This window comes from Providencia sp. JGM181 (genome assembly GCF_018257375.1).
GTDB classification, from domain to species: Bacteria; Pseudomonadota; Gammaproteobacteria; order Enterobacterales; family Enterobacteriaceae; genus Providencia; species Providencia lanzhouensis.
Genome location: NZ_JAERJY010000037.1, coordinates 1 through 26,723, shown reverse-complemented (window position 1 = coordinate 26,723; position 26,723 = coordinate 1). Strand labels below are relative to the sequence as shown.

The following is a 26,723-nucleotide window of genomic DNA, read 5'->3' as shown; positions in this document are numbered from 1 at the left end:
AGTATAATTAGTTTAATTATTATATGTTCTACAAATACAGCCTTAGCAAATCAAACCAATATTTCGACTCAAAAAGATAAACTTCTCGTCACAGCCAGCAAAATAAAGCCAAATAGCAAGCAAATAGACGCCAATGATATTTCTACCGTAAGAGGAACAACCAATTCAGATATATTTGCTAATAAAACTTCATTACAAGTTAATAATGCACGAAATGAAGCGGGTGCATTAGATATTGGTATTCGGGGGTTACAAGGGAATGGACGAGTGCCAATTATTATTGATGGCAGTTTGCAATCAACCAATACATGGCGTGGTTACCAAGGAAGTACAGATAGAACTTATGTGGATATGGATTTAATCGATACAATTGAAATCGAAAAAGGGGCTTCTATGAGTAAATTCTCAGGAGGAGCCATCGGAGGTACGGTTAAATTAAAAACATTATCAGCAAACAGTATTATTCCTCAAGGTGACCAATTTGGTTTCTTATTTAAGGGGAATATTTACAATAATAACCGACGCCCAACTATCGCTTCAGATGAGAAAGGAGAATCTGGATATCGTGTTTCAAATGGCGTTAAAAATTCACATTTTAATAATGGCTCTATCACGACAGGGGTTGCATATCGAAATGATAAATTTGATATATTACTGGCACATAGTGATAGAAAACAAGGGAACTTCTTCGCCGGTAAAAATGGTTATCATAAATACGAAAATACAGATGCTCCTATTAAGCCAGGGCAAGAAGTGGTTAATACCAGTTATGAAAGCCAGTCAACATTATTAAAAACCAATATTTATCTTAACCCATACTCAAGTATTGAATTAAATTACCGCCATCATGAACAAAAAGCAGGTGAGGTTTTAGCGGCGTATTGGTATCAATACGATGGGAAAATGCCACAGTGGTCTTTAGGCACCGCAGATATTGATACTGCCTCTTTAAATTATTCTTATAAACCCGATTCATTATGGGTAGATATGAATTTAGGCGTATGGTGGACAAAAGGGAAATTTAAACAACGTAATGGCACAACGGATGATGTTACCGCGCACTATGGTAATCAATATCAGCACCGCTACACTGATGAGCGAGTGGGCTTTAATTTAGAAAATACGTCTGAGTTTGCAGATTATCCTATCGATATCACTTACGGTGTGGAATATATGCAACAAAAATCAAAGCCATTGACTAAAACCTATCAACCGATTTGGACTCCAGAAGGAACAATACCCGGTGAGGAATTAGACCCTGTAACGCGTAATGCTAAAGGAACGAATAAATCCGTCTTTACCAATATGGCATATCAAGGGGAGTGGGTGAGTACTTTAGTCGGGTGGCGTATTCACGCTTTCGATGTTGATGACCATGTTTTAGGTAAAAGTACTAGCTATGGTCCAAAAAATGATTTAATGGGTGAACTGCGTTTCCATGTAACTGACGAATTTGATATTTATACAAAATATTCTGATAGCTATAGAGAACCGAGTTTATTCGAGAGCACTGCATCAGGACAAACCTATTCGTATTCTCCGGATGTTCCATTAAAACCAGAGCATGCTAAATCATTTGAAGTTGGGATGAATGTAGAAAAAGAAAATCTTATATTTGATGAAGATAATACTGAATTACGTGTGGCTTATTTTAATAATGATATTAAAGGGTATCTTTCTCAAGGTGTAAACCCAACGGGAGTTTATTCTCCATATGTGGTGATGAAAAACTATGACAGCTTTAAACTCTCAGGTTATGAAATTGAACTGAAATACGATTCTAATTACGCATTTGGTTCATTCGATGCGACTTTTTATAACAATTCTGAGTTATGTTCAAGAGATGAAATGGAGCTAGGTCGTCTCCCAACCGCATGTAATTCTGTTGGGTTTGCTTGGGGGTTATCACCTTCACGGATCCCACCGAAAAAGGTTGTGACTGGAATTGTTGGGGTGAAAATGTTTGATCAAAAACTACAAACAGGTTTACGAGTTCGTTATAACTCTGGCAAAGATTACCCTCATGAGTGGCTAGCGGGAACCGCTGCTGCCCCAGTAACTAAGCTGTACTCAACCACGACATTTGATTTGTTAGGCCAATATCATGTTTCGAAAAATATTCATGTGAATTTTAATATTGATAACCTAACTAACCGCTATGCATTTGACCCAGGAACTGTGATTTATATGCCTATCCCTGGAAGAACGTTTAGGCTTGGTTTGGAAGCAAAATTTTAATTAATATCGTGATTGTTACCTTAGGCTTATATTAGCCTAAGGTAATATAGAATTCTTGGTTGGATTTAATAAATTGATTTTTATGGTTTTTCTTGGTGATGTCTATGGTGTGCTACAAGGATTGACGCCAGCTCCAACACCTATTTACGCATGTTGTTCATCATAAAGTTAGAAATAAGCTCGGTCATTTCCTTGTGTGCATCACTTCTATTTCTCTTGTTTCCATCCTTACAAATAATTCCTTCGCCAGCATACTCTGCATCCAATAAGGCAACTGCACCAGGTTTACATAATTGCATAAAGCTAAAATGCGTAGTGTCAGGGAGCTCAATATAAGATGACGTATCTTTGGGGATATATATATGTAAGTAACCTGACTCTAATTTAGCGGGCATATCACCAATATCGATACCAGCTGCAATAATCAATGTGGGAGTTTGAATTTTCGCCAAGCTTTCTTGAGAAAATCCTCTTAATAAACCGGCATCTAAGGATATAACGGTGGTGATCCTAGGGTCTGCCATGTTGTTATTTAATGCAGGATTATTCAGGTCTAAAGTTGATGATAATTTGCAAGCAGCTAGGATGGCGTGTTCAATACAATCTTCTTGAAATAACTGGGTATCAAACCTTCCACCCGATAAAGCAACGACTGTCCAACCACCTAAAGAATGCCCGATAGCAATAATATTGTTGTTATCGATGTGCTTCTTAAATAAAGGGTCTAACGTTAAGTAATCGATAACTCGGCTTAGATCTCTGGGACGTTCCCTCAATTGTTTGGCTTGCTGGCTGTCTAGATTAAATGTTGTTGTACCCGGATGGTTAGGGGCGGCAACGATATATCCTTTATTAACAAGCTCGCTCGCTAGCCAACTTAAGTTATTCCAACTTCCCGCATAGCCATGAGAAAGAATAACTAATGGAGATTTAATATCAGAGGGGGCTCCATCATTTATGACATCTATTCCGTAAAAAGCAGCATTATCACTGACTTTTATTGAGTTGTTATTGGGTGGTGTGGGGTACCAGATAGCAACATTTAGCGGTCTTTCGCTGCCTTTATCGATAGTGATATTTTTGAATCCAACGGACGATGAAATCTGTGCAATGACGGAATGAGAGAATAGGGTCAAGATTAAAGCGAAATATAATCGGGACATCGGAGGTTCCTGAAGTATTATTAGTTTATGTATTTCTAATGCTCTAGCTTAAGGTGAAAAGCACGAAATAGGAGTATCTAGGGTTTATCTGTAAACATCAATTGTGTGTTTTTTACGGACACATGAAATAAAACAAAACCAACCGCTCAAAAAATGACTTAATTATAGAGAGAATTGAATTAGTTAAGTGATAAATTTAAGTTATAATTCAAACATCGAAAGTAAGACTGGTAACACTACTAATTAAGGGCTAACGATGTTTGGTTATCGTTCAAATGAACCCAAAGTGCGTCTAATGACAGACAGAATGATTATCCGTTTAGCCTACGAACGAGATAATTACCGACTTGCGGACTATTACAGCTTAAACAAAGAGTTCCTAACCCCATGGGAACCCACCCGTGACAATTCCCATTTTAACCCTTCAGGTTGGAACAACCGCCTACATGCCATGAGCGAAATGCATCGCCAAGGCAGCGCGTTTCATTTCCTTTTACTGGATAAAGATGAAAACGAAGTGATTGGCGTCGCGAATTTTAGCAATATTTTACGCGGCTCCTTCCACGCCTGTTATCTGGGCTACTCGCTGGGTGAAAAATGGCAGGGGCAAGGGCTGATGTATGAAGCTTTAACCCAAATTATTCGTTACATGCAAAAACACCAAGGCATGCATCGCATTATGGCAAACTATATGCCTCATAATATGCGTAGCGGCAGTTTGCTCAGTCGCCTTGGTTTTGAACGTGAAGGTTATGCGAAGCAGTATCTCGAAATTAATGGAGAATGGCGCGACCACGTCTTAACGGCATTAACCGACAATGAATGGAAGTCGACTAAAGCCTAAACATTTACTCTTCAATCGTAGTCAGTCTAGCCATCCGCTGTTAAACTGCTGCGATTGTCTTCTTTTAGTCTATCAATCATGAATTTATTAAAATCTTTAGCGGCAGTCAGCTCGATGACGATGATGTCACGGGTTTTAGGCTTCATTCGTGACGCCATTATTGCCCGTGTATTTGGTGCGGGGGCGGCTTCTGATGCCTTCTTTGTCGCCTTTAAACTCCCTAACTTATTACGTCGAATTTTCGCGGAAGGGGCGTTTTCTCAAGCGTTTGTTCCCATTCTTGCCGAATATAAAAACCAGCAAGGCGAAGAAGCCACGCGCACGTTTGTGGCCTATATTTCGGGAATGCTCACGTTAGCATTAGCGATTGTGACGGTTGTCGGCATGTTTGCTGCGCCGTGGGTCATCTATGTGACGGCGCCGGGTTTTACCACTGATGCAGATAAATTTGCGCTAACGACAGATTTATTGCGTGTAACGTTCCCTTATATTTTCTTGATCTCATTGGCATCCTTAGCAGGTGCGATCCTTAATACGTGGAACCGCTTTTCGGTACCCGCGTTTGCACCGACGCTATTAAACGTCAGCATGATTTTCTTTGCAGCGTTCGCTGCGCCGTATTTTGACCCGCCGATTATGTCTCTGGCTTGGGCTGTTCTTGTTGGTGGTGTGCTGCAATTGGGTTACCAATTACCGCATTTAAAGAAAATCGGTATGTTGGTATTGCCACGTTTATCGTTCCACGATAGTGGCGTTTGGCGAGTCATGAAGATGATGGGACCGGCGATTATCGGGGTTTCTGTCGCGCAAATTTCATTAATTATTAACACGATCTTCGCCTCATTCCTGCAATCAGGTTCGGTATCATGGATGTATTATGCCGACCGCTTAATGGAGTTACCTTCAGGGGTGCTTGGTGTTGCACTGGGTACCATCCTATTGCCATCGCTCTCTAAAAGTTTTACTAGCGGAAATCACCAAGAATATCGCCATTTAATGGATTGGGGATTACGTTTATGTTTATTACTGGCACTACCGTGTGCGGTAGGGCTAGCGATACTATCTGAAGCGTTAACGGTTTCGCTTTTCCAATATGATAAATTTACCGCTCACGACTCCTTGATGACCCAGTATGCATTAATGGCCTACTGTGTAGGCTTAACGGGGATGATTTTAGTAAAAATCTTGGCGCCAGGTTTCTATTCTCGCCAAGATATTCGTACTCCGGTCAGAATAGCGATAGTCACTTTGATCCTGACTCAGTTAATGAACTTAGCCTTTATTGGACCTCTGCAACATGCAGGTTTAGCGCTGTCTATTGGGCTGGCGGCATGTTTTAACGCCGGTGTTCTGTATTGGCAGTTACGCAAGCAAGATATTTTCCAGCCGTTAGCAGGCTGGCGCGGTTTCTTAGTTAAATTGTTTGTTGCCTTGGCGGTGATGGTTGTGGTGCTATTTGGCGTACTGCACTTTATGCCACCGTGGCAAGACGGCAATATGCTGATGCGCATTTTACGTTTGATGGGGGTAGTGGTTGTTGGTGCAGGGAGCTATTTTGTGGCGCTGTATCTATTAGGCTTCCGCCCGCGTGACTTTATGAAGCGTAGTATTGCGTAGTGCTGAGTTTTTGCATTTGAAATTAGTATTAGTCTGAGATAGAACAAACTCCCCCCTCAACCGAGGGGGAGTAGACAATTACGGATGATAAGCGCGCTCGCCATGAGTGGTAAGATCCAACCCATCGCACTCTTCTTCTGGGGAAACCCGCAGACCAACTAGCTTATCCGCCAGTTTAAAGGCGATAAATGCGACAACACCCGACCATACAATGGTGACCACAATACTCTCAAGCTGAACAAAGACTTGGTGAGATAACGTGACGTTGTCACGATAACCGAGTCCCCCAAACAGCGTCGAGGTAAATACGCCTGTGAGTATGCAACCAATAATACCGCAGGTGCCATGGATACCAAAAACATCGCACACATCATCGGCTTTTAACCAACGTTTTAAGACGACAACGCCCCAAAGCCCAATAATTCCCCCGACAACACCAATAACAAGTGCACCAATAGGACCAACAGTACCGGCCGCAGGTGTGATAGCGACTAATCCAGAGATACAACCGGAGCAGCTTCCAAGCATGGAGGGTTTTCCTCTCAATAACCACTCAGTAAATGTCCATGAAAGGATAGCGCCAGCCGTTGCAATCACCGTGTTAATAAACGCCAGTGCGGCAATATTATTGGCACTGCCAGCGGAACCGGCGTTAAAGCCAAACCACCCAATGTATAGGACTGCGGTACCCATAAAGACCATCGGTAAGTTATGGGGCTTTAGCACCACTTGGCTGTAGTCACTACGTTTACCCAGCAAATAGGCGCCAACCAGTGCAGCGACAGCGGCATTAATGTGCACTACGGTTCCACCTGCAAAATCGAGAGCTCCATCATCCGCCAGCCATCCACCTTCAGCCCACACCATATGCGCGATAGGTACATAAGAGAAGGTAAACCAAATCACGGTAAAAATAAGAAGTGCGGAGAAACGCACGCGTTCTCCCAGTGCTCCGACAATTAATGCGAGGGTAATAACCGCAAATGAGCCTTGGAAGGCAACATGGATATATCGATTAATGGAACCCGATAAATCGTCGATGGACATCGCGCTTAGAAACGTTAAAGAGCCATCCCCAAAGATTTTATTTCCTGCGGTGAAAGCGAGGCTATAGCCGAATACAAACCAAAGAATAATCACCACACTAAAAATCAGCATTACTTGGGTGATCAGCGATAACACGTTTTTGCTGCGTAATAATCCGCCATAAAACAGTGCAATGCCGGGGATGGTCATAAAAAATACCAACGCCGTGCAGATCAACATAAAAGCATTATCCGCTTTATCAACGGCATTCACTTCCGACGCATAGGCGGGAAGTGCGAAATAACTTAAGGCGAAGAGTGTGGCAGGTAACCATAATCGTCTCATTATTTATCTCCCTTAAAGTGCGTCATCGCCGGATTCGCTGGTACGAATGCGAACGGCCTGTAGAAGTTCAAAAACAAACAGCTTTCCATCTCCCACTTTCCCCGTATCTGCGGTACGAATAATCGCATCGAGAGCGGGTTCCAGTAAGTCATCGCTGATAGCAATCTCCATTTTGGTTTTGGGTAGAAAACTCACTTCATATTCCGCACCACGGTAAAGTTCCGCGTGACCCTTTTGTCTGCCATATCCTTTGACTTCACAGATGGTCATCCCTTGTATTCCTAACTCAGTGAGTGCTTCACGAACATCTTCTAATTTGAACGGTTTAATAATTGCGATGATGTACTTCATAAATCCCCCTGTCTTTTTGAAAAGGCAAAAGAGATAAAGCAAGCATCGTGCCAAATGTTAAATTTTTGTTTTTAGGGCGTAATAAATTGAAATGAAGGGAAATAATGAGAGGTTGCTCACCAAATAAGTGCAAGCTATCTATCCGTTACAACAAATTGCTCAAAAATAGTGCAGAAAAGAGAGGGGAAAGGGAGGGGAGAAGTGAAAAGCAAAAAGCCCACCGAAGTGGGCTTTAAACAAAAGAATAAAACTTACATTCTTTCGACGGTTTCGATACCTAATGTATCCAGACCTGCTTTTAAGGTTTTTTGCGTTAATAAAGCCAGTTTTAAACGGCTTTGACGCTGTGCATCGGTGTCTGCGGACAAAATAGGGCAATGTTCATAGAAACTAGAGAACAGACCCGCTAAGTCATACAGATAAGCACACATAACGTGTGGCGTACCTTCACGTGCAACTGTTAAGATTGTCTCTTCAAACTGCATTAAACGCGTTGCTAATGCCATTTCGTGTGGTGCTTCTAATACGATTGGTAAAGTTAAATCTGCTTCGGTAATGTCTGCTTTTTTGAAGATAGAGGCAACGCGAGTATAGGCATATTGCATATATGGCGCGGTGTTACCTTCAAAGGCTAACATATTGTCCCAATCGAAAATGTAGTCAGTGGTACGGTTTTTAGACAGGTCAGCATATTTAACCGCGCCGATACCTACGACATTAGCAAGATTCAGCAATTCCTCTTCTGCCATATCCGGGTTTTTCTCCCGGATCAGCGTTTGGGCGCGTTCAACGGCTTCATCTAACAGGTCGGACAGACGAACAGTACCGCCTGAACGGGTTTTGAATGGCTTACCGTCTTTTCCTAGCATCATTCCGAACATATGGTGCTCAAGCGCCATGGATTCTGGAATATAGCCCGCTTTACGGACGATAGTCCAAGCTTGCATTAAATGTTGATGCTGGCGGGAGTCGATGTAATACAAAGAGCGATCCGCATGCAAGGTTTCATAACGGTATTTTGCACAGGCGATGTCGGTGGTGGTGTACAGGAAACCGCCATCTTTCTTCTGGACGATAACGCCCATCGGTTCGCCTTCCTTGTTTTTGAATTCATCAAGGAAAACTACCGTTGCACCTTCGCTTTCTACGGCTAAACCTTTGGCTTTTAAGTCAGCAACGATGCCTGGTAGCATGCTGTTATACAGGCTTTCACCCATCACATCGTCTTCCGTTAACGTGACGTTTAAACGGCGATAAGTTTCTTGGTTCTGTTGCATGGTGATATCAACCAGTTTACGCCACATTTTACGGCAGTATTCATCACCAGATTGTAGTTTCACCACGTAACCACGAGCACGAAGGGCAAAGTCTTCATCTTCGTCGTAATGTTTTTTCGCTTCGCGATAGAATTCTTCGAGGTCTGAAAGCGCCATGTCGCTGGCATCTTCATTTTGCACTTTTTCTAAGTAAGCAATCAGCATCCCGAACTGTGTACCCCAGTCGCCTACGTGATTAGCGCGGATCACTTTGTGACCGATAAATTCTTGGGTACGTGCCGCAGCATCACCAATAATCGTGGAGCGCAAATGACCAACGTGCATCTGTTTTGCAACGTTAGGCGCGGAGTAGTCAATCACGATGGTTTCGGCTTTAACAGGTGCTAGGCCTAAACGGTCGCTGGTCAGCGCGTTTTCTGCGTGAGTCGCAATCCATGTTGGGTCGATAAAAATGTTGATGAAACCGGGACCGGCGATTTCAATTTTAGATGCGATACCTTCGAGATCTAATTGGCTGACAATTTGCTCGGCCAGTTGTCGGGGAGGCAGACCCATTTTTTTCGCAGCTCCCATCACGCCGTTAGCCTGATAGTCACCAAATTGCGCTTTAGCTGATTGACGAACAAGGGCGTCACAGCCTTCTGGAGCTCCCGCTGCTAGCATTGCAGCACTGATTTTATCTGAAAGAATAGCCTGAATATTCACCGGATTACCTTAAATAACGAACATAGTTACCGCATTGTGCCATTTCATGGGCGTAACTAAAAGGTGGAAGAGAAAAAACGGCAGGTTTTATACCATATTTTGGGGGAGTCGTGCTACAGTCTGGCGCTTGTTTCACTTTTTATTATCTTTGTTTTTTTCAATAGAGTTATGTGAATGTTAGATTTCGATAAAATCCCTCAGTTAAATGATTTATGGTGTGACCTGCCTTATTTTGAAAAAAAAGTGACGGCAATGGCGCATGCACTCGGTTTGTCTTTGACAGATTATGTGATTGACCATATTTCTGTACGTTGCCATCATCAGGAAACCGCAGAGCGTTGGCATGATGGGCTATTACAATGCGCCGAGTTACTTTCCGATAACCTGATTAATGGTCGCCCAATTCGTCTTTATGATCTGAAAAAGCCCATTCAAGTTGCTGGGCAGGATGTCTATATTATTGAACTGCCTTTTCCAAAAGATAAAATCTATCCTCAAGAGAGCTGGGAACATATTGAAATGGTCATAGAGGTCGCGCCAGAATTATTGGAAGAGACAGCGCGTCGTTTATTACCGGACACACTACCAGAGGGCTACTCCTATAAAGTGAGTCAACCTAAAGGTCAGCAAGAAAGACTGCCAAATCCGACTTTGGCCGTGACAAACGGCTTAATTACCCTCAAATATCACCCATTTTCCCTTAGAAACATCGTTGAAAGCGAAAAATAAGTGATGCAATTAACGTTATTGATCATTATTTAGAGCCAACTCTAAATGGTGTGATATCACGCAGATAACATTTAACAAAAAGTGGCATAGTTAGTTGAATGCCTAATAAAAAGCACGTTTTGGCCCTCAATTTTCAGCTCATATTCTACTGAGCTTATGACCATTTTGGAGATCTTCATGGCGAAACTGGAAATTTGCTGTTTTGGTATAGAATGCGCCGAAGTCGCGCAAGAATATGGTGCAAATCGCATTGAGCTCTGCTCGGGGGCAGCAGATGGGGGGCTAACACCAAGCTACGGCTATTTAAAATTGGCGAGAGAGAAACTTCATATTCCTGTTCATCCCATTATTCGTCCTCGTGGTGGCGATTTTTGCTATAACGTGAGTGAATTTGATGTGATCCGTGAAGATTTGCAGATGATCAAGGAGATGGGGTTTCCCGGCGCAGTGGTGGGGATCTTAGATACAGAAGGGCGCATTGATATCGAACGGATGCAGACCTTAATGGAAATTGCGAATGGAATGGAGATTACTTTCCATCGTGCTTTTGATATGTGTATCAATCCGTTACTGGCATTAGAGCAACTTAAAAACCTTGGTGTGGCGCGTATTTTAACATCCGGTCAGCAACAAAGTGCTGAATTAGGTTTGCCACTACTGAAAGAATTGCACGAAAAAAGCCGTGAAATTAATGGTCCAATCATTATGGCTGGCGCGGGAGTTCGGTTGGCGAATATGACCAAGTTTATGGAAATTGGTCTAACGGAAGTACACAGCTCCGCAGGGAAAACCGTCCCTTCCAGTATGAATTACCGCAAAGCCGGTGTAACCATGGCATCAAACAGTGAAACCGATGAGTTCACGCACTACTGTGTGGATGGACCAACGGTGGAAGCGATGATGGACTTTATTTCTATAACGGAAAAAGTTCCGGCGTAAATCATAAATTCGGAATAGGACTGACTGAATTTGTGATAGGGAGAGTTAAGATAGGGAGGTTAAATACCTCCTTTTGTTTTTAGATTGTTGAACTTAGCAAAAACTAAAAACATATGAATGAATTTTAAGGAAAAAATCATGCTGAAAAATATTGTATTAGCCTCATCTCTTTTATTAATGACAACCTCCTCGTTTGCTTTTTCATTAGCTGAAAAAGAGAAGCATCAAAAGTATGAAACGGAAGTTTCCTCTCAAATCACGGCATTAAATAAAACCTGTGGGTCAGACATTAAAGCAAACTTCGATTGGGCAACCTTTTCAAAAGAGCAACTCGAAACTATGGGTATCGATGGTTATAGCAAAGAGATGCTCAAGGGAATAGCCAATGTCTGTGAACACTCTGAACTGGCAAAACAGTCAGTCGGTGAGAAAATCAAAAACATTAACTATTCCTATACCAAGCCTAGAGCAATTGAATTAAAAGATGGCACGCTATCGTTAGGAATGGATTTTGATTCGGCGAATGATGCAAAAGCGGTTGAAGAGTATTTAATGAATAATTTGTAGCCGTTATTTTTTGTGGCACAAAAATAAAAACCCCCGTGAGTTGTCGATGAACTTTTGGGGGTTTTATCGTGTACGGTCGGTGAGAATTGCCGTCTTACAATATTACGGTTTTTTCGCCACTAAAATCGCACGTAGAGGGGCAGGATACCCTTCGATGGTTTTGGATTGATCATTAGGGTCTAAAAATTCCGCTAACGAATCCGTTTGCATCCACTCAGTACGACGCTGTTCGTCTAACGAAGTCACCGCTTGGTCAACAATGCGTACATCGACAAAACCGCATTTCTCTAACCATACTTTGAGCATTTTGGCGGAAGGAATAAAGTAAACGTTGCGCATTTGTGCATAGCGATCGCCAGGGATCAGGCATTGGAATTCATCACCTTCAATCACTAAACTTTCCAACACTAACTCACCTTCACTGACGAGTTGATCTTTTAACTGCCATAAATGGTCGAGTGGGGAGCGACGATGATACAGAACGCCCATCGAGAATACGGTATCAAAGGCTTTTAAGGCGGGAAGTTGTTCAATACCTAATGGTAATAAATGTGCGCGTTGGTCATCACCTAACAGTTTTCTAACCGCTTCAAATTGGCATAAAAACAGTTCAGTAGGATCGATGCCGACAACAAACTCCGCTTCTTCGCCCAGCATACGCCACATGTGATAACCACTTCCGCAGCCCACATCTAACACATGGCGGCCTTTTAATGGGGAAATATGTGGCAGAACGCGATCCCATTTCCAATCTGAACGCCATTCGGTATCGATATTGACGCCATAGAGAGAAAATGGCCCTTTACGCCAAGGTTTCAGCTGCCCCAAAATATTGTTTAACCGGCGAGTTTCACCTTCTGTTAATTCCGGATCGCGCGTTGCAGTGACACTATTTTTAATATCTAACTGGGTTGGTGTCATGACAGGCAGGTTATCTAACATTTTCTCCCATGAAGAGAACCCACCGTGTAGACCTTCTTTCTTCCATGCCGCCAGTTGAGCAGGCAGTGTTTCTAACCAATGGCTAAGAGGGCCAACGGCAATTTGTTGATAAAAACGACCGAAATCGATCATTACTGCCCCTCTTTTAATGCTAATAATGAACCGAAGTTAAAACATTGGAACCAAACTTCACAATGGGTGAATCCAACGCGTTTTAGGCGGGCTTTATGCGCTTCAACAGAGTCGGTGAGCATGACATTTTCGAGCATGCTGCGTTTTTGGCTGATTTCGAGTTCGCTATACCCGTTGGCGCGTTTGAAATCATGGTGCATATTGAAGAGCAACTCACCAATTTGCGTATCTTCAAAATTGAATTTCTCAGATAACACTAAAATACCGCCAGGTAATAACCCTTGGTAAATTTTAGTGAGCAATTTTTCGCGATCATCGGGATTTAAAAACTGCAATGTGAAGTTAAGGATAACCATGGACGCATTTTCAATATGAATATCGCGAATATCCCCTTCGATAACCTCGACAGGGGTTTGGGCTTTATACGCATCAATATGACGGCGGCAGCGTTCAACCATGGCGGGTGAATTATCGACAGAAATAATTTTGCAGTTTTCCGCTGAAATATTTCGACGAACAGACAGGGTGGCGGCACCAAGGGAACAACCCAGATCATAGACTTGGCTATTTGGTGTCACAAAACGACCCGCTAGCATCCCAATCATGGTGATGATATTGGAGTAACCCGGTACGGAACGTTGGATCATATCGGGGAAAACTTCAGCCACTTTTTCATCAAACTTCCAGTCACCTAAATTGGCGATCGGCGCGGAGAAAAGGCTGTCTTTATGGTTTGGATCCTGACTTGACATAGACTTGTATTAATTAGCAGAACAAAAGTAGTGGCGGATTGTAGCAGAAAGCCATATAACCTGAAAACCAATCCGCACAAAAGTAAGGAAAACTAAAAGGAGAACGACACCATTTGTACCCAAGGTAGATAATAGGCATTGGCCATGACCATCAAGGCGAGAGCCAAATAAGTTCCCATCATTCCCATTCGACGCTGTGAATAGTCATGGTTTTTTAAACCGTAAGAGTGGAGCATGCGGCTTGCAATTAGCAGAATGCCGCAAACATGGATCATCCATACTTTGGCGCCATTCATCTCCATTAACAGTAATAAAATTAATGAAATTGGAATGTATTCGATGGCATTGCCATGCACACGGATAGCGGTTTGCAGTTCAGAAAACCCACCATCGCCAACAGACACACGGTACTGATTTCTTAGCTTTACGACATTGAGTGATAGTCTCAGTATCAATAAGGCTCCTAGTACAGCGTATAAAGAACTGACCATTTTTTACTCTACCTCTGTGGAGATAAATTAAATTTTCTAAATTTTAAAACCTAATAGGTAAATCTACAAATAGAAATATATCGATTTTGATAATTCATCTTTGAATTACTTAATGAGATTATCCGCTTTGAGTTGCGCCAAGACAGCTATCGCGGTGATAGAACAGCGGTCAGTATCATTGGAATCTAACCACACTAGTTCAGCAATTTCAGCCGCGGGTTGAGGGGTTCCGTCGTAATCGGCGTGGTAACAACGAATACAAACCTGTGTGCCATCCTGTTTGCCATCAGCTAACCCTGTGAATTCTCCGTAGAATCTGATGGATTCAGGGTGCAAGGCTAATGTGAGTTCCTCATCGATTTCGCGAGCAAGCGCCTGTTGGTCAGTTTCACCGTGCTCACGTTTTCCGCCAGGAATATAAAATAGGGTTTTATTATGGGAACGAACCATGGCAACTTTGCCATTTTGAATGGTAATTAAACCTAATTTATCAATGATTTTAGTGCTCATCTTTTGCCTTAACCTGTTGTAGCTTGCGGCCAATCATAGAAAAGAGCAGGTGGTTTTACACCTGCGTCGACATTATTTTTTCTCGATAACTTTGACTAACTCATAACGAATGCTTGGGGCATCAGCGGGTGGGTTAGGCACATCAAATTGTTGAACCTCTAGTACGTAGTTATAGCCAGGCTCATAGCTGAATCCTTGAATGGATGAGTAAAAATATTGCCAATCATCCGTTGGTTTTTCTTTAACTTTCATGCATTTCATAGGTGCAACGCCGACACAGTCAGCCAGAGAGGAGTCGATATAAAAGATTTTATTGTTGCTATTGGTGGGCTTCATCGTATTGGTATTATTTCCGTTTTGGCATCCTGCAAGCAGAACAAGAAGGGATGATGCGAGTAGAATTTTTTTCATAAAGGTTCCTCTAGTTTCAGGCAAAAGTGTCTGAATATGAGTAATTATAGCAAAATGAGACGGGTAATTATTCCCAAAAAAATTATGATCTAACAAACAATCAAATTTTAATTCTCAATTGGGTGTGTGATTTTTTTAGATTCGTTGGGATCGTTTTAATAGATAAGAACCATTTTTATTGATTAGAGATGGTTTTTTTGTATCAATTTCGCAGTTAAGCTGTATAGCAAACTGTTTGTCTAACAGAATTTCCTATATAATGTCTGCCTTTTTTGACATTCTGAATTTTCAGCTAAATGCCAAATTCCCGCAGCAAGCAAAAGCACAACAAGCTGAGTAAAAGGATAGAGTATGCGTACTAATTATTGTGGGCAATTAAATATCGCTCATGAAGGCCAGAAGGTCACTCTTTGTGGATGGGTAAACCGCCGTCGTGACTTAGGTGGTTTGATTTTTATCGATATGCGTGATCGTGAAGGTATCGTTCAAGTTTTCTTCGATCCAGAGCGTAAAGACATATTTGAGAAAGCGTCAGAACTGCGTAACGAGTTCTGCATCCAAATCACAGGTACAGTACGTGCGCGCCCAGATAGCCAGAAAAACAAAGACATGGCTACGGGTGAAATTGAAATCTTTGCTGAAGGTCTGGAAGTCTTTAACAAATCTGAACCTCTGCCGTTAGACAGCAATCAAACCAACACGGAAGAGCGTCGTTTAAAATACCGTTATTTAGATTTACGCCGTCCGGAGATGTCAGACCGTCTGCGTACTCGCGCGAAAATCACCAGCTTTGTTCGTAACTTTATGGACAAAGAAGGCTTTATGGACGTTGAAACGCCAATGCTAACTAAAGCGACGCCAGAAGGTGCGCGTGATTACTTAGTACCAAGCCGTGTTCATAAAGGCAAATTCTATGCATTGCCACAATCCCCTCAGTTGTTCAAACAGCTGCTGATGATGTCTGGTTTTGATCGTTACTATCAAATCGTAAAATGCTTCCGTGACGAAGATTTACGTGCTGACCGTCAACCTGAATTTACCCAAATCGATGTGGAAACCTCGTTCATGAGCGCGGAACAAGTTCGCGAAGTGATGGAGCGTATGATCCGCAACTTGTGGCTTGACGTGAAAGGCGTTGATTTAGGCGATTTCCCAATCATGACCTTCGCAGAAGCGATGCGTCGTTACGGTTCAGATAAACCAGACCTGCGTAACCCAATGGAACTGGTTGATGTTGCTGATATCGTTAAAGATGTTGAATTCGCAGTATTTGCGGGGCCAGCAAATGATCCTAAAGGTCGTGTTGCAGCCCTGAAAGTGCCAGGCGGCGCAGCAATGACCCGTAAACAAATTGACGAATACGGCAATTTCGTGGGCATCTATGGTGCGAAAGGCTTAGCGTGGATGAAAATCAACGAACGCGCGAAAGGCTTAGAAGGCATTCAAAGCCCAGTTGCTAAATTCCTAAGCTTAGAAATTATCGAGCAAATTATTGAACGTACTGGCGCTGCCGATGGCGATATTATCCTGTTTGGTGCGGGTGCGAAAAATGTGGTGACTGACTCCATGGGCGCACTACGCCTGAAAGTGGGTCGTGACTTCGAGCTGACCAACTTAAATAGCTGGCAGCCACTGTGGGTTATCGATTTCCCAATGTTTGAAGAAAATGGCGAAGGCGGCTTAACCGCAATGCACCACCCATTCACTTCACCAAAAGATTTCACACCGGAAGATCTGGCGAAGAACCCTGAAGATGCCGTTGCGAATGCCTACGATATGGTTATCAATGGTTACGAAGTGGGTGGCGGTTCTGTCCGTATTCACCGCAGTGAAATGCAACAAACCGTATTCGGTATTTTAGGTATCAATGAAGAAGAACAACGTGAGAAGTTCGGCTTCCTGTTAGATGCACTGAAATATGGTACGCCACCACATGCAGGTTTGGCATTTGGTTTAGACCGCTTAGTGATGCTGTTAACTGGAACTGATAACATCCGTGATGTTATTGCCTTCCCGAAAACGACCGCAGCGGCATGTTTAATGACCAATGCGCCAAGTCATGCAAACCCTGATTCGCTGACTGAGTTAGCGATTGCAGTTGTGGCGAAAGAAGAAGAGTAATGAAAAGTTATAAGCGCCCAGAATCGGTATTAGTCATTATGGTGGCTGAAAACACGGGGCGGGTGCTTATGATGCGGCGTAAAGATGATCCAGACTTCTGGCAATCAGTAACCGGAAGTTTGGAACTTCATGAAAACAGTGCTGCGGATGCAGCGCTTCGCGAAATCAAAGAAGAGACGGGGTTTAACCCGCAACCAAGTCAGTTACATGATTTGTCGAAAAGTATCATCTTTGAAATTTTCCCGCATTTCAGGCATCGTTATGCACTGGATGTAACCCACTGTAAAGAACATTGGTTTAAATTGGTGCTAAGTGATGAACAAACGCCATTACTGACTGAACACACAGAATTTTGTTGGCTTGAACCGCAACAGGCGGCAAAGCTGACAAAATCGTGGAGCAACAGCCAGGCTATTTTAGAATTTGCTGTTTAATTATTTTATTGACGTTTTTGGAGATATTTCATGGCAGGTCATAGTAAGTGGGCCAACACCAAACACCGTAAAGCGGCGCAAGACGCAAAACGCGGTAAGATTTTCACTAAAATTATTCGTGAGCTGGTCACTGCAGCGCGTTTAGGCGGCGGCGATGTCGCAACTAACCCACGTTTGCGTGCTGCTGTGGATAAAGCATTATCAAACAACATGACTCGCGACACATTAAACCGTGCGATTGCGCGTGGTGTGGGTAATGATGACAACGATAATATGGAAACCATCATTTATGAAGGTTACGGTCCTGGCGGCACAGCGGTTATGGTTGAATGTTTAAGTGACAACCGTAACCGTACCGTCTCTGAAGTTCGCCACGCGTTTACGAAAACGGGCGGTAACTTAGGGACTGATGGTTCTGTATCTTATCTGTTCACCAAACGTGGCGTGATCACTTACGCACCGGGCGTGGACGAAGATGCTCTGATGGAAGCTGCATTGGAAGCGGGTGCCGACGACGTTGAAACTTACGATGATGGCGCGATTGACGTTTACACTACACCAGAAACGTTTGGTGAAGTGAAAGATGCGCTGGATGCCGCTGGTTTTACTAGCGAAAACGCTGAAGTTTCTATGGTTCCATCCACTAAAGCCGAACTTGATGTTGAAACTGCCCCTAAATTACTGCGTCTGATTGATATGTTAGAAGATTCAGACGACGTACAGGAAGTTTATCATAACGGTGATATCTCTGATGAAGTTGCTGAGCAACTGTAATTAAGACGATGTCTGCGTAGAGAAAGCGGGCTGTGTCCAGCCTGTTTTCTCTAACGCCTCTCCCATCTTCACCTTCTCTTTTATTTGCTATATTTATGATGGTAGGAATGCTATTTACACTGAAATTCCGGTGGAAACGGTGATATTTCCTTGTTGCCATTGTGGCTGCCATTAGATGGGAATAAGATGATATGAAAATTAATAAAGGGCAACTATAGGTTTTATATGGCGATTATTCTAGGTATCGACCCTGGCTCACGGATCACAGGATACGGTGTTATTCGCCAACAAGGTAGGCAATTACTCTATCTTGGAAGTGGGTGTATTCGTACTCAAGTTGATGATTTACCAAGCCGTCTGCAGCGTATTTATGCGGGAGTCTCGGAAATTATCACCCAGTACCAACCTGATGTTTTATCTATCGAACAAGTGTTTATGGCGAAGAATGCGGACTCGGCTCTGAAACTGGGGCAAGCTCGTGGTGTGGCGATTGTCGCGGCAGCAAACCAAAATATTCCCGTTTTTGAATATGCGGCTCGCCAAGTCAAGCAAACTGTTGTGGGAACGGGAGCTGCAGAAAAAAGCCAAGTTCAACATATGGTGAAATCTATCCTAAAATTATCGGCTAGCCCCCAAGCGGATGCCGCGGATGCGCTGGCGATTGCCATCACACATTGCCATTTTAATCAAAACCTGCTGAAAGTCGGCGATCCGCGTTTAGTGTTGACCCGTGGAAGATTAAGATGAAGACTGGATATGCATCCAGCATTTTTTGTGATATAAACAGCAGAGTAAAATTTTAAGACGCTAATCAAATTTAAGGGGTTCAGTGTGATAGGTCGTTTACGTGGCATCGTATTAGAAAAGCAACCACCCATTGTGTTACTTGAGCTACAAGGCGTTGGCTATGAAGTTCATATGCCAATGACCTGTTTCTATGAATTACCTGAAATTGGTCAAGAAGCGATTGTTTTCACCCACTTTGTGGTGCGAGAAGATGCTCAATTACTGTATGGTTTCAATGACAAACAAGAGCGTGCACTATTTAAAGAGCTGATTAAAGTCAATGGCGTGGGTCCTAAACTGGCACTCGCAATTTTATCTGGCATGTCGGCTCAACAATTTGTGTCTGCCATCGAGCAAGAAGCGATTTCCTCTCTGGTGAAACTACCGGGTATTGGTAAGAAAACTGCCGAGCGTTTAGTGGTCGAAATGAAAGACCGCTTCAAAGGCTTGAATGGGGATCTTTTCAACCCAGTGAGCGATATTGATTTACCTAGCGTGAAGAGCCAAGGACCAAGCCAAGCAGATATTGAAGCCGAAGCGGCTGCTGCCTTGATTGCTTTGGGATATAAGCCGCAAGAAGCCAGCCGTATGGTGAGTAAAGTCGCGAAACCTGATAGCGATTCTGAAACACTGATCCGTGATGCCTTACGCGCAGCACTTTAATTGAGAGATTATTACGATGATTGAAGCTGATCGCCTAATTACTGCTGAAGTGCTGCATTCTGAAGAAGAAGCCATTGATCGCGCGATCCGCCCTAAATTACTGGATGAGTATATTGGGCAACCGCAAGTTAAGCATCAAATGGAAATATTTATTCAGGCAGCCAAAATGCGGGGGGATGCGCTTGATCATCTGTTAATTTTTGGACCACCAGGGTTAGGAAAAACCACCTTAGCGGGTATTGTTGCCAACGAACTTGGCGTTAATTTGCGGACAACATCAGGACCTGTGCTAGAAAAGGCAGGGGATTTGGCTGCGATGCTGACTAACCTTGAACCCCATGATGTCCTGTTTATTGATGAAATCCATCGCCTTTCCCCCGTAGTCGAAGAGATTTTGTATCCTGCCATGGAAGACTACCAATTAGACATTATGATTGGTGAAGGTCCTGCGGCACGTTCCATTAAAATCGATTTACCGCCATTCACGTTAATCGGCGCCACTACACGCGCCGGTTCCTTGACTTCGCCACTGCGTGACCGCTTTGGGATTGTGCAACGATTAGAGTTTTACCAAGTTGATGATTTGCAACATATCGTGAAGCGTAGCGCTCAGTATATGGGACTGGATATTACCGAAGAAGGGGCATTGCAGGTCGCGATGCGTTCACGTGGAACACCACGGATCACTAACCGTTTATTACGCCGTGTGCGTGACTTTGCCCAAGTAAAAGGCAATGGCAGTATTGATGAGTTGATTGCGAGCCAAGCGCTGGATATGTTGAATGTGGATGCGGCTGGTTTTGACTATCTTGACCGTAAACTGCTGGTTGCCATCATCGATAAGTTTATGGGTGGACCAGTTGGTGTTGATAACCTTGCCGCTGCGATTGGCGAGGAGCGCGAGACCATCGAAGATGTGCTTGAACCTTATCTTATTCAGCAAGGCTTTATCCAGCGAACACCAAGAGGGCGTATGGCAACAGCCCATGCTTATTCTCATTTCGGGTTAACGCCGAAAGAAGTCTAGATTTTAAACGCTTGATTGATATATAGATACGTATGATTTAAATATTATCATACGCATTTCAAATGAAATGAACCCAGCAATTTAGCCACAATTACTGGGTTTTTTTGTATCCATATTTCACTAAATTGCGAAATTATCATTATTTAGTCAGCGAAAGGGTATTGAGATTATATGCAGTAAATTTTAAAAACACAGACACTGATAATGATTTTTATTATCATGTGGTGTTTTTTCGACTATTAGGATAGGTCCATGAATAAAGCTTCTTACACATTTGCGCTCACAATACTTTTATTTGCGACCGTTGTTTCTGGTTGCACAAAAAACACAAAAGCTATCTCCAATAAGGAAACCATTGAAAGCTGTTCTCGATATCTACCTGAGGGATCAACATATTGGGTGAGTATCGAGGGTGAAATTGACTTAAACAAGAAATTTCATGGGGATTTAAACGTGAATGTTCCAAAAGATAAGTTAAATAATCCCAAATACTCAGATGAAGGATTTAAACTAAAAGTTAATCAATTTATGGATTGTGTCGGTGGATTTATAAATGATAGTGTCGGTGATGTAGAAACCCCTGTGAATGACGATAAAAAGAATGCTAAATAATACGTATTATTGAATTTTATTGGAACCCGCATAAAGCGGGTTTTCTATAGGTTTTTTTATCCAGATACGGTTTTATTCAGGCATTCTTTTTATACAACTAGTTTTTCGTTTTTACGCACAAACTTAGAATAAATAAAATGGCAGAAGTTAGTACCACGGATGGGCCTGCCGGAGTGTCGTAAAATGCCGATAAGGTTAATCCACCAGTAACGGAAACCATGCCAATACCAATGGCGGTGAGCGCCATTTGCTCTGGTGTTTTTGCAAAACGTCGAGCGGTTGCGGCAGGGATGATCAGTAAAGAGGTAATGATCAGCGCGCCAACAAATTTCATTGCGATCCCGATAGTTAACGCAGTGACCATCATCAACAATAAGCGAGAGCGTTGGAGATTAATTCCATCCACAAAAGCCAGCTCTGAGCTAACTGTCATCGATAAAAGCGCCCGCCATCGATAAAAAAGCAACCCGCAAACGACAACTACACCGATTAGAATCGTTATAATGTCTTCATATGTTACGGATAACAAATCACCAAATAGATAAGCCATAAGGTCGACGCGGACATTCGCCATTAGGCTGACGACAACAAGCCCTAAAGAGAGGGAGCTGTGAGCCATAATGCCGAGTAATGTATCGACGGCGAGTTGAGGACGTTTTTCCAGCCACACAAGGATTAGAGCCAATAATAACGTCACGGCGATCACGGCGTAAAAGGGATTAATGTTTAACAGCAAACCGAAGGCAACACCTAGCAAAGATGCGTGGGCGAGGGTGTCCCCAAAATAGGACATGCGGCGCCAAACCACAAAGGAACCTAAGGGACCGGCAGCAATCGCGAGTAACATACCTGCAATCCAACCAGGTAACAGTAACTCAATCATGATGGCAATCCTTGCTGTGTTGGTGGGATGTAATCACATTACCTTCTAAATCATGTTGGTGATTATGTTGATGACGGTAAACCCCCAGTTGCTGTGCGCCCCGATAGCCAAACATAGCAACAAATTCAGGGTGATTAGAGACAACATCAGGGGTACCAGAGCAACAAATATGCCCGTTAATACATAAAACTTGGTCTGTTTTTGCCATAACTAAATGCAGGTCATGAGAGACCATGAGAACCGCGCAACCGAGTTCAGTTCTTAATTGATTGATTAGGTCATACAACGCAACTTGACCATTAATATCGACGCCTTGGGCGGGCTCATCGAGAACCAACAAATCAGGTTTATTGAGTAATGCACGCGCAAGCAGAACGCGCTGGGTTTCACCACCCGAGAGTTTCTGCATTGGCTGGTCAATAAGATGCGTGGCTTTTACTCGCTCGAGAGCGGGTAATAAATGTGCCGTGCGGACACCTTGCTTTAACATCATAAACCGCTTCACGGTTAGCGGTAGGGTGGTATCTAAATGCAGTTTTTGTGGGACATAACCAATAGAGAGTGACGAGGCTCGATTGATAGTGCCTGATGTGGGCGCTAATAGCCCCAATACCACGCGAACAATAGTGGATTTACCGGCACCATTCGGCCCCAATAACGTCACGATATCACCTTTGTTAAGTGCAAAAGTGACATCCTTTAATACGGTTTTATCGCCAAATGAGACAGAGATTTTATTTAAAGATAATAGTGGTTGCATATGAAAACATCTTGCAGAAATCAAGTTGTGTTATATTATAACATTTCAATTTTAAGATCACGGAAAAATGTTCATGATACACAAATCGAAACTTATTACCCGTAAATTCATCTGCAAAGCTACGTTAGCTTCAGTTTTAACCGCATCGATGTTGCCACTAGCCAACGCCGATGTCGTCACATCGATTCGACCTTTAGCTTTCATTGCTGCGGGGATCGCTGATGGTGTCACTGATACACAAGTTTTACTTCCTGATGGCGCTTCGCCACATGATTATGCACTGAAACCTTCGGATTTAAAAAAGATAAAACAGGCTGATTTATTTGTTTGGGTTGGTCCTGAATTAGAAATGTTTTTAGAGAAGCCAATCAATGTATTAGACCAGAATAAACGTCTGGCATTGGCTGAGCAGAAAAATATTCATAACTTATTAATGGCTGAAAACCATGAGGAGGACGATAGCCATCAACATGCCGATGAACCTAACCATGATGCGGATCACGAACATCATCACCATGGTGAGTATAATATGCACATCTGGTTGTCTCCAGATATTGCAAATTTGGCTGCCGATGACATTTACGCGCGTTTAGTAGAGCTTTATCCTGCTCAGAAAGATAAGCTGGACGTAAACCTTCGTAAATTCAAAGAAAACATGGCGCAAAACGATAAGAAAATTGCTAGTATTTTAAAACCGGCTCAAAATAAAGGGTATTTTGTTTTTCACGATGCTTATGGCTACTTTGAAAAACACTATCAGCTCGCTCCATTAGGGCATTTTACGATAAACCCTGAGATTCAGCCCGGTGCCCAAAAATTGCATCAAATACGAACACAACTGGTTGAGCATAAAGCGCAATGTGTTTTTGCTGAGCCACAATTCAGACCTGCGGTTATTGAAAGCGTAGCGAAAAATACGGGAGTCAAAATGGGTACTCTCGACCCACTCGGTAGTGGGCTGGCAATTGGACCGGATAGCTACATGAAGTTTCTGACTCAACTATCAGAACAATACGCAAGCTGCCTGAATTAAGCATAGAGGAATAGTTTAAAGTGCAGCAAATGGCAAATGGTATTGTGCAGGCATTTAACGGCTTGTCCAAGACCCATAAAATTGTGTTGAGCACGCTCACTGTCGCCACCATGGCCGTCGCGATTTGGCGGCCTGTACATATCCCTACCACGCATGAAAGTGACAGTTCTCCTGATACAGTCATTCCTTTTGCTCAATCAGCAATTGAAGCAGAAGGCGATGATTTAATTCAAGATAGTAGTGAGCAGTTACCCGATGAAGGCGTTGCAGACAGCGATACTGACGCATCAGATGCAGATGGTACACCTCTCGCACATGAATATGTTGTCTCAAGTGGCGATAATTTATCGTCTATTTTGACCCAGTTTGGTATTGAAGCTGGTGATGTTGCGACACTTTCAAACCAACATAAATCATTACGTAACTTAAAGATCGGTCAAACCCTGAGTTGGACACTGAATGCTGATGGCGAATTAGAGTCCTTAACGTGGGATGTTTCTCGTCGTGAAACGCGTATCTTCAAACGTGTTGGGGCAACCAACAAATTTGAGGAAGTGAAAGAGATCCGCAAAGGGGATTGGACAAACAGCGTGATGACCGGTTCTATCGAAGGTACGTTTGCTCAAAGCACTAAGAAAGCTGGTTTGACTCGTACAGAAGGCCGTGAAGTTACCAAAGCATTACAGTGGCAGGTGGATTTTAATAAGCTGAAAAAAGGCGATAAGTTTACCGTTTTAATGGGTCGCGAGATGCTCAATGGGACTCATGAACAGAGCCAACTAGTTGGCGTACGTTTACAGTCTGGCGGTAAAAATTACTACGCTTTCCGTGCTGAAGACGGTCGCTACTATGACAGTGAAGGTAATGGTTTAGAGCGCGGTTTCTTACGTTTTCCAACCGTTAAGCAGTTCAGAGTTTCATCGCACTTCAATCCACGTCGTGTTAACCCTGTAACTGGTCGTGTTGCGCCCCATAAAGGGGTCGACTTCTCCATGCCAGTGGGCACGCCGGTGTTAGCTGTCGGTGATGGTGAAGTGATTGTGGCGAAATACAGTGGTGCAGCAGGAAACTTTATTGCTATTCGCCATGGTCGCCAATATACGACGCGTTATATGCATTTACGTCAATTGCTGGTGAAACCAGGGCAAAAAGTAAAGCGTGGTGATCGCATTGCGTTATCAGGTAATACTGGACGTTCGACAGGACCACATCTCCATTTTGAAATGTGGGTTAACCAACAAGCCGTCAACCCACTGACTGCGAAATTACCAAGCTCAGGTGGTTTAACAGGTAAAGAACGTAAAGAGTATTTAGAGCTGGTCAAAGAGACTAAACCTCAGCTTAAATTGAAATAACCATTTCAGTTTCTTCATCCAAAAACTGGCAGATACTTGTGTCTGCCAGTTTTTTTTGTAATGCTCTTACACATTCATTTTTGGTTATCAAAATAGCCGTGATTTCTTGGGTATAACATGAATAAAGAACAAGATACCGACAGCAAAAAGGGCTATGTGCCAACGTTTCATAAATCCTATTTATTACCTAAATATTGGGGCGTTTGGTTAGGCGCAGGGCTGTTTGTTGCGCTTGCCTATATCCCTGTTAAGGTTCGTGATCCTATGCTGGCAAAAATAGGTAAATGGGTTGGACGATTAGCGAAGAGCGCCCGTCGCCGAGCTAAAATTAACTTACTCTATTGCTTTCCTGATATGGAAGAGCAACAAAGAGAAGGGTTGGTTGACCGGATGTTTGAAACTGCACCGCAGTCTTTTGTCATGTTAGCTGAATTGTGTGTCCGTGGGGCTGAGCGAACATTAGCGCGTACCCAGTGGCATAACAAACAGATTATCGACCAATTGCAGGAACAGCAAAGCAATGTGATTTTTATGGTTCCTCACGGTTGGGCAGTCGATGCTCCGGCGATGCTATTAGCTGCGATGGGGCAAAATATGGCGGCTATGTTCCATCACCAGAAAAACCCTGTTGCAGATTATTTGTGGAACAAAGCGCGTTACCATTTTGGTGGGCGCCTTCATTCCCGCGAAGCAGGAATTAAACCTTTTATTGCATCGGTCAGACAAGGTTACTGGGGTTTTTATCTACCCGATCAAGATCATGGGGAAGAGCACAGTGAGTTTGTTGATTTCTTTGGTACATACAAAGCGACTTTACCCGCTATTGGTCGATTGATGAAAGTGTGCAAAGCGAAAATTGTTCCTTTATTTCCGGTGTACGATCACGTTAATCATCAATTACATATCTATGTTCGTGAACCAATGGATGATATTGATGGGCAAGATGATAACTATATTGCACGTCGAATGAATGAGGAGTTAGAGTTTTTAGTTGAACCTAACCCAGAGCAATATACGTGGATCCTCAAGCTCTTGAAAACGCGTAAGGAAGGTGAGATAGAACCTTACCAGCGAAAGGATTTATATCGCTAGATTTCTTTTCAGAATCATAAAAAGCCACGGTAATAATCATTCGTGGCTTTTGTTTTTTAAGGGTAGTAGATATTTATTATATATAATTATGGAATAAATTTAATTTAAAAGACGGCTTCAAAATAATGCTAAAAACCTAAATTG

The 26,723-nt window shown here is 42.9% G+C and carries 27 protein-coding genes; 16 read left to right on the top strand and 11 right to left on the bottom strand.

Translation table 11 applies throughout. The annotated features are described in order from the left end of the window. The coding region (locus JK188_RS07280; protein ID WP_211888632.1) for a TonB-dependent receptor domain-containing protein at positions 1-2,238 on the top strand (2,238 nt) is incomplete at its 5' end. A gap of 140 nt (positions 2,239-2,378) precedes the next feature. Here JK188_RS07280 and JK188_RS07275 read toward each other — a convergent pair. Then, positions 2,379-3,401: an alpha/beta hydrolase family protein gene (locus tag JK188_RS07275; protein WP_211885451.1), complete on the bottom strand. Its 1,023-nt coding sequence runs from the start codon at positions 3,399-3,401 to the stop codon at positions 2,379-2,381. 256 nt (positions 3,402-3,657) lie between these two features. On the opposite strand from JK188_RS07275, the gene rimJ reads away from it, so the two are divergent. Continuing rightward, positions 3,658-4,245 carry a ribosomal protein S5-alanine N-acetyltransferase gene (gene rimJ / locus JK188_RS07270; RefSeq protein WP_211885452.1) on the top strand — a complete coding sequence of 196 codons (588 nt, stop codon included), beginning with the start codon at positions 3,658-3,660 and terminating at the stop codon, positions 4,243-4,245. 78 nt (positions 4,246-4,323) lie between these two features. Continuing rightward, positions 4,324-5,862, top strand: coding sequence for a murein biosynthesis integral membrane protein MurJ (gene murJ / locus JK188_RS07265; protein ID WP_211885453.1), 1,539 nt, complete (start codon positions 4,324-4,326; stop codon positions 5,860-5,862). A 78-nt stretch (positions 5,863-5,940) separates the two neighbouring features. Here the strand turns inward: murJ and amtB are convergent, their stop codons facing one another. From amtB to argS, 3 genes are all read right to left on the bottom strand, one after another. After that, on the bottom strand, positions 5,941-7,233 hold the full coding sequence (gene amtB / locus JK188_RS07260; protein ID WP_211885455.1) for an ammonium transporter AmtB: 1,293 nt from the start codon (positions 7,231-7,233) through the stop codon (positions 5,941-5,943). 12 nt (positions 7,234-7,245) lie between these two features. After that, positions 7,246-7,584, bottom strand: a complete 339-nt coding sequence (locus JK188_RS07255; protein ID WP_036954549.1) for a P-II family nitrogen regulator — start codon at positions 7,582-7,584, stop codon at positions 7,246-7,248. A gap of 251 nt (positions 7,585-7,835) precedes the next feature. Further along, complete coding sequence (argS, locus tag JK188_RS07250; protein WP_211885457.1) at positions 7,836-9,566, bottom strand: arginine--tRNA ligase; 1,731 nt, start codon at positions 9,564-9,566, stop codon at positions 7,836-7,838. A 174-nt stretch (positions 9,567-9,740) separates the two neighbouring features. Between argS and JK188_RS07245 the strand changes: the two genes are divergently transcribed. The 3 genes from JK188_RS07245 (at position 9,741) to JK188_RS07235 (ending at position 11,801) form a co-directional block, all read left to right on the top strand. Continuing rightward, positions 9,741-10,295 carry a VOC family protein gene (locus tag JK188_RS07245; protein ID WP_211885459.1) on the top strand — a complete coding sequence of 185 codons (555 nt, stop codon included), beginning with the start codon at positions 9,741-9,743 and terminating at the stop codon, positions 10,293-10,295. 177 nt (positions 10,296-10,472) lie between these two features. Then, positions 10,473-11,234: a copper homeostasis protein CutC gene (cutC, locus tag JK188_RS07240; RefSeq protein ID WP_108478196.1), complete on the top strand. Its 762-nt coding sequence runs from the start codon at positions 10,473-10,475 to the stop codon at positions 11,232-11,234. Between the two features lie 138 nt (positions 11,235-11,372). Continuing rightward, positions 11,373-11,801 carry a hypothetical protein gene (locus tag JK188_RS07235; RefSeq protein ID WP_211885462.1) on the top strand — a complete coding sequence of 143 codons (429 nt, stop codon included), beginning with the start codon at positions 11,373-11,375 and terminating at the stop codon, positions 11,799-11,801. Positions 11,802-11,903: 102 nt separating this feature from the next. Here the strand turns inward: JK188_RS07235 and cmoB are convergent, their stop codons facing one another. The 5 genes from cmoB to JK188_RS07210 form a co-directional block, all read right to left on the bottom strand. Further along, entirely contained in the window at positions 11,904-12,875 is a 972-nt protein-coding gene (cmoB, locus tag JK188_RS07230) for a tRNA 5-methoxyuridine(34)/uridine 5-oxyacetic acid(34) synthase CmoB (protein WP_211885464.1), read from the bottom strand. Further along, on the bottom strand, positions 12,875-13,627 hold the full coding sequence (gene cmoA / locus JK188_RS07225; protein WP_211885466.1) for a carboxy-S-adenosyl-L-methionine synthase CmoA: 753 nt from the start codon (positions 13,625-13,627) through the stop codon (positions 12,875-12,877). The genes cmoB and cmoA overlap by 1 nt, the downstream gene beginning before the upstream one ends. A 92-nt stretch (positions 13,628-13,719) precedes the next feature. Then, entirely contained in the window at positions 13,720-14,118 is a 399-nt protein-coding gene (locus tag JK188_RS07220) for an MAPEG family protein (RefSeq protein WP_211885468.1), read from the bottom strand. Between the two features lie 105 nt (positions 14,119-14,223). Then, positions 14,224-14,628, bottom strand: coding sequence for an NUDIX hydrolase (locus JK188_RS07215; protein ID WP_211885470.1), 405 nt, complete (start codon positions 14,626-14,628; stop codon positions 14,224-14,226). A gap of 72 nt (positions 14,629-14,700) precedes the next feature. Further along, on the bottom strand, positions 14,701-15,039 hold the full coding sequence (locus tag JK188_RS07210) for a DUF4377 domain-containing protein (protein ID WP_036948292.1): 339 nt from the start codon (positions 15,037-15,039) through the stop codon (positions 14,701-14,703). Positions 15,040-15,390: 351 nt separating this feature from the next. Between JK188_RS07210 and aspS the strand changes: the two genes are divergently transcribed. The 7 genes from aspS to JK188_RS07175 all read left to right on the top strand — a co-directional run bounded on the left by aspS (position 15,391) and on the right by JK188_RS07175 (position 21,456). Continuing rightward, complete coding sequence (aspS, locus tag JK188_RS07205) at positions 15,391-17,160, top strand: aspartate--tRNA ligase (RefSeq protein WP_036948289.1); 1,770 nt, start codon at positions 15,391-15,393, stop codon at positions 17,158-17,160. Beyond that, the gene (gene nudB, locus JK188_RS07200; RefSeq protein WP_211885472.1) at positions 17,160-17,594 is read left to right on the top strand and encodes a dihydroneopterin triphosphate diphosphatase; all 435 of its coding nucleotides are present in this window, start codon (positions 17,160-17,162) and stop codon (positions 17,592-17,594) included. The genes aspS and nudB overlap by 1 nt, the downstream gene beginning before the upstream one ends. 30 nt (positions 17,595-17,624) lie before the next feature. Continuing rightward, positions 17,625-18,368 (top strand): YebC/PmpR family DNA-binding transcriptional regulator, encoded by a 744-nt coding sequence (locus tag JK188_RS07195; RefSeq protein ID WP_036948283.1) that lies wholly within the window; start codon positions 17,625-17,627, stop codon positions 18,366-18,368. Between the two features lie 225 nt (positions 18,369-18,593). After that, positions 18,594-19,115, top strand: coding sequence for a crossover junction endodeoxyribonuclease RuvC (gene ruvC / locus JK188_RS07190; protein ID WP_036948281.1), 522 nt, complete (start codon positions 18,594-18,596; stop codon positions 19,113-19,115). 84 nt (positions 19,116-19,199) lie between these two features. Beyond that, complete coding sequence (gene ruvA / locus JK188_RS07185) at positions 19,200-19,817, top strand: Holliday junction branch migration protein RuvA (protein ID WP_132495865.1); 618 nt, start codon at positions 19,200-19,202, stop codon at positions 19,815-19,817. 16 nt (positions 19,818-19,833) lie between these two features. Next, complete coding sequence (gene ruvB, locus JK188_RS07180) at positions 19,834-20,844, top strand: Holliday junction branch migration DNA helicase RuvB (protein ID WP_036948275.1); 1,011 nt, start codon at positions 19,834-19,836, stop codon at positions 20,842-20,844. Between the two features lie 252 nt (positions 20,845-21,096). Then, on the top strand, positions 21,097-21,456 hold the full coding sequence (locus JK188_RS07175) for a hypothetical protein (RefSeq protein ID WP_211885474.1): 360 nt from the start codon (positions 21,097-21,099) through the stop codon (positions 21,454-21,456). A gap of 97 nt (positions 21,457-21,553) precedes the next feature. On the opposite strand, the gene znuB is transcribed toward JK188_RS07175, so the two are convergent. Together znuB and znuC are read right to left on the bottom strand one after the other, a co-directional pair. After that, the gene (znuB, locus tag JK188_RS07170; RefSeq protein WP_036948270.1) at positions 21,554-22,339 is read right to left on the bottom strand and encodes a zinc ABC transporter permease subunit ZnuB; all 786 of its coding nucleotides are present in this window, start codon (positions 22,337-22,339) and stop codon (positions 21,554-21,556) included. Then, positions 22,332-23,099 (bottom strand): zinc ABC transporter ATP-binding protein ZnuC, encoded by a 768-nt coding sequence (znuC, locus tag JK188_RS07165; protein WP_211885476.1) that lies wholly within the window; start codon positions 23,097-23,099, stop codon positions 22,332-22,334. Before znuC ends, znuB begins: the two co-directional genes overlap by 8 nt. A 73-nt stretch (positions 23,100-23,172) precedes the next feature. On the opposite strand from znuC, the gene znuA reads away from it, so the two are divergent. The 3 genes from znuA to lpxM all read left to right on the top strand — a co-directional run bounded on the left by znuA (position 23,173) and on the right by lpxM (position 26,579). Further along, a complete protein-coding gene (gene znuA / locus JK188_RS07160; RefSeq protein WP_132495867.1) occupies positions 23,173-24,132 on the top strand; it encodes a zinc ABC transporter substrate-binding protein ZnuA in 960 nt (319 codons plus the stop codon). Between the two features lie 29 nt (positions 24,133-24,161). Continuing rightward, positions 24,162-25,487, top strand: a complete 1,326-nt coding sequence (gene mepM / locus JK188_RS07155; RefSeq protein ID WP_211885478.1) for a murein DD-endopeptidase MepM — start codon at positions 24,162-24,164, stop codon at positions 25,485-25,487. A gap of 117 nt (positions 25,488-25,604) precedes the next feature. Further along, entirely contained in the window at positions 25,605-26,579 is a 975-nt protein-coding gene (lpxM, locus tag JK188_RS07150) for a lauroyl-Kdo(2)-lipid IV(A) myristoyltransferase (RefSeq protein ID WP_211885480.1), read from the top strand. The last annotated feature ends 144 nt before the right edge of the window (positions 26,580-26,723 follow it).

Bases quoted from the DNA above. Each gene is read 5' to 3' on its own strand.
- cmoA (WP_211885466.1), bottom strand. From the start codon at position 13,627: ATGTCAAGTCAGGATCCAAACCATAAAGACAGCCTTTTCTCCGCGCCG.
- JK188_RS07210 (WP_036948292.1), bottom strand. From the start codon at position 15,039: ATGAAAAAAATTCTACTCGCATCATCCCTTCTTGTTCTGCTTGCAGGA.
- nudB (WP_211885472.1), top strand. From the start codon at position 17,160: ATGAAAAGTTATAAGCGCCCAGAATCGGTATTAGTCATTATGGTGGCT.
- znuB (WP_036948270.1), bottom strand. From the start codon at position 22,339: ATGATTGAGTTACTGTTACCTGGTTGGATTGCAGGTATGTTACTCGCG.
- mepM (WP_211885478.1), top strand. From the start codon at position 24,162: ATGGCAAATGGTATTGTGCAGGCATTTAACGGCTTGTCCAAGACCCAT.
- rimJ (WP_211885452.1), top strand. From the start codon at position 3,658: ATGTTTGGTTATCGTTCAAATGAACCCAAAGTGCGTCTAATGACAGAC.
- JK188_RS07255 (WP_036954549.1), bottom strand. From the start codon at position 7,584: ATGAAGTACATCATCGCAATTATTAAACCGTTCAAATTAGAAGATGTT.
- amtB (WP_211885455.1), bottom strand. From the start codon at position 7,233: ATGAGACGATTATGGTTACCTGCCACACTCTTCGCCTTAAGTTATTTC.
- JK188_RS07275 (WP_211885451.1), bottom strand. From the start codon at position 3,401: ATGTCCCGATTATATTTCGCTTTAATCTTGACCCTATTCTCTCATTCC.
- JK188_RS07175 (WP_211885474.1), top strand. From the start codon at position 21,097: ATGAATAAAGCTTCTTACACATTTGCGCTCACAATACTTTTATTTGCG.
- ruvC (WP_036948281.1), top strand. From the start codon at position 18,594: ATGGCGATTATTCTAGGTATCGACCCTGGCTCACGGATCACAGGATAC.
- JK188_RS07195 (WP_036948283.1), top strand. From the start codon at position 17,625: ATGGCAGGTCATAGTAAGTGGGCCAACACCAAACACCGTAAAGCGGCG.
- murJ (WP_211885453.1), top strand. From the start codon at position 4,324: ATGAATTTATTAAAATCTTTAGCGGCAGTCAGCTCGATGACGATGATG.
- JK188_RS07220 (WP_211885468.1), bottom strand. From the start codon at position 14,118: ATGGTCAGTTCTTTATACGCTGTACTAGGAGCCTTATTGATACTGAGA.
- cutC (WP_108478196.1), top strand. From the start codon at position 10,473: ATGGCGAAACTGGAAATTTGCTGTTTTGGTATAGAATGCGCCGAAGTC.
- znuA (WP_132495867.1), top strand. From the start codon at position 23,173: ATGATACACAAATCGAAACTTATTACCCGTAAATTCATCTGCAAAGCT.
- JK188_RS07215 (WP_211885470.1), bottom strand. From the start codon at position 14,628: ATGAGCACTAAAATCATTGATAAATTAGGTTTAATTACCATTCAAAAT.
- znuC (WP_211885476.1), bottom strand. From the start codon at position 23,099: ATGCAACCACTATTATCTTTAAATAAAATCTCTGTCTCATTTGGCGAT.
- cmoB (WP_211885464.1), bottom strand. From the start codon at position 12,875: ATGATCGATTTCGGTCGTTTTTATCAACAAATTGCCGTTGGCCCTCTT.
- lpxM (WP_211885480.1), top strand. From the start codon at position 25,605: ATGAATAAAGAACAAGATACCGACAGCAAAAAGGGCTATGTGCCAACG.
- JK188_RS07245 (WP_211885459.1), top strand. From the start codon at position 9,741: ATGTTAGATTTCGATAAAATCCCTCAGTTAAATGATTTATGGTGTGAC.
- ruvB (WP_036948275.1), top strand. From the start codon at position 19,834: ATGATTGAAGCTGATCGCCTAATTACTGCTGAAGTGCTGCATTCTGAA.
- aspS (WP_036948289.1), top strand. From the start codon at position 15,391: ATGCGTACTAATTATTGTGGGCAATTAAATATCGCTCATGAAGGCCAG.
- JK188_RS07235 (WP_211885462.1), top strand. From the start codon at position 11,373: ATGCTGAAAAATATTGTATTAGCCTCATCTCTTTTATTAATGACAACC.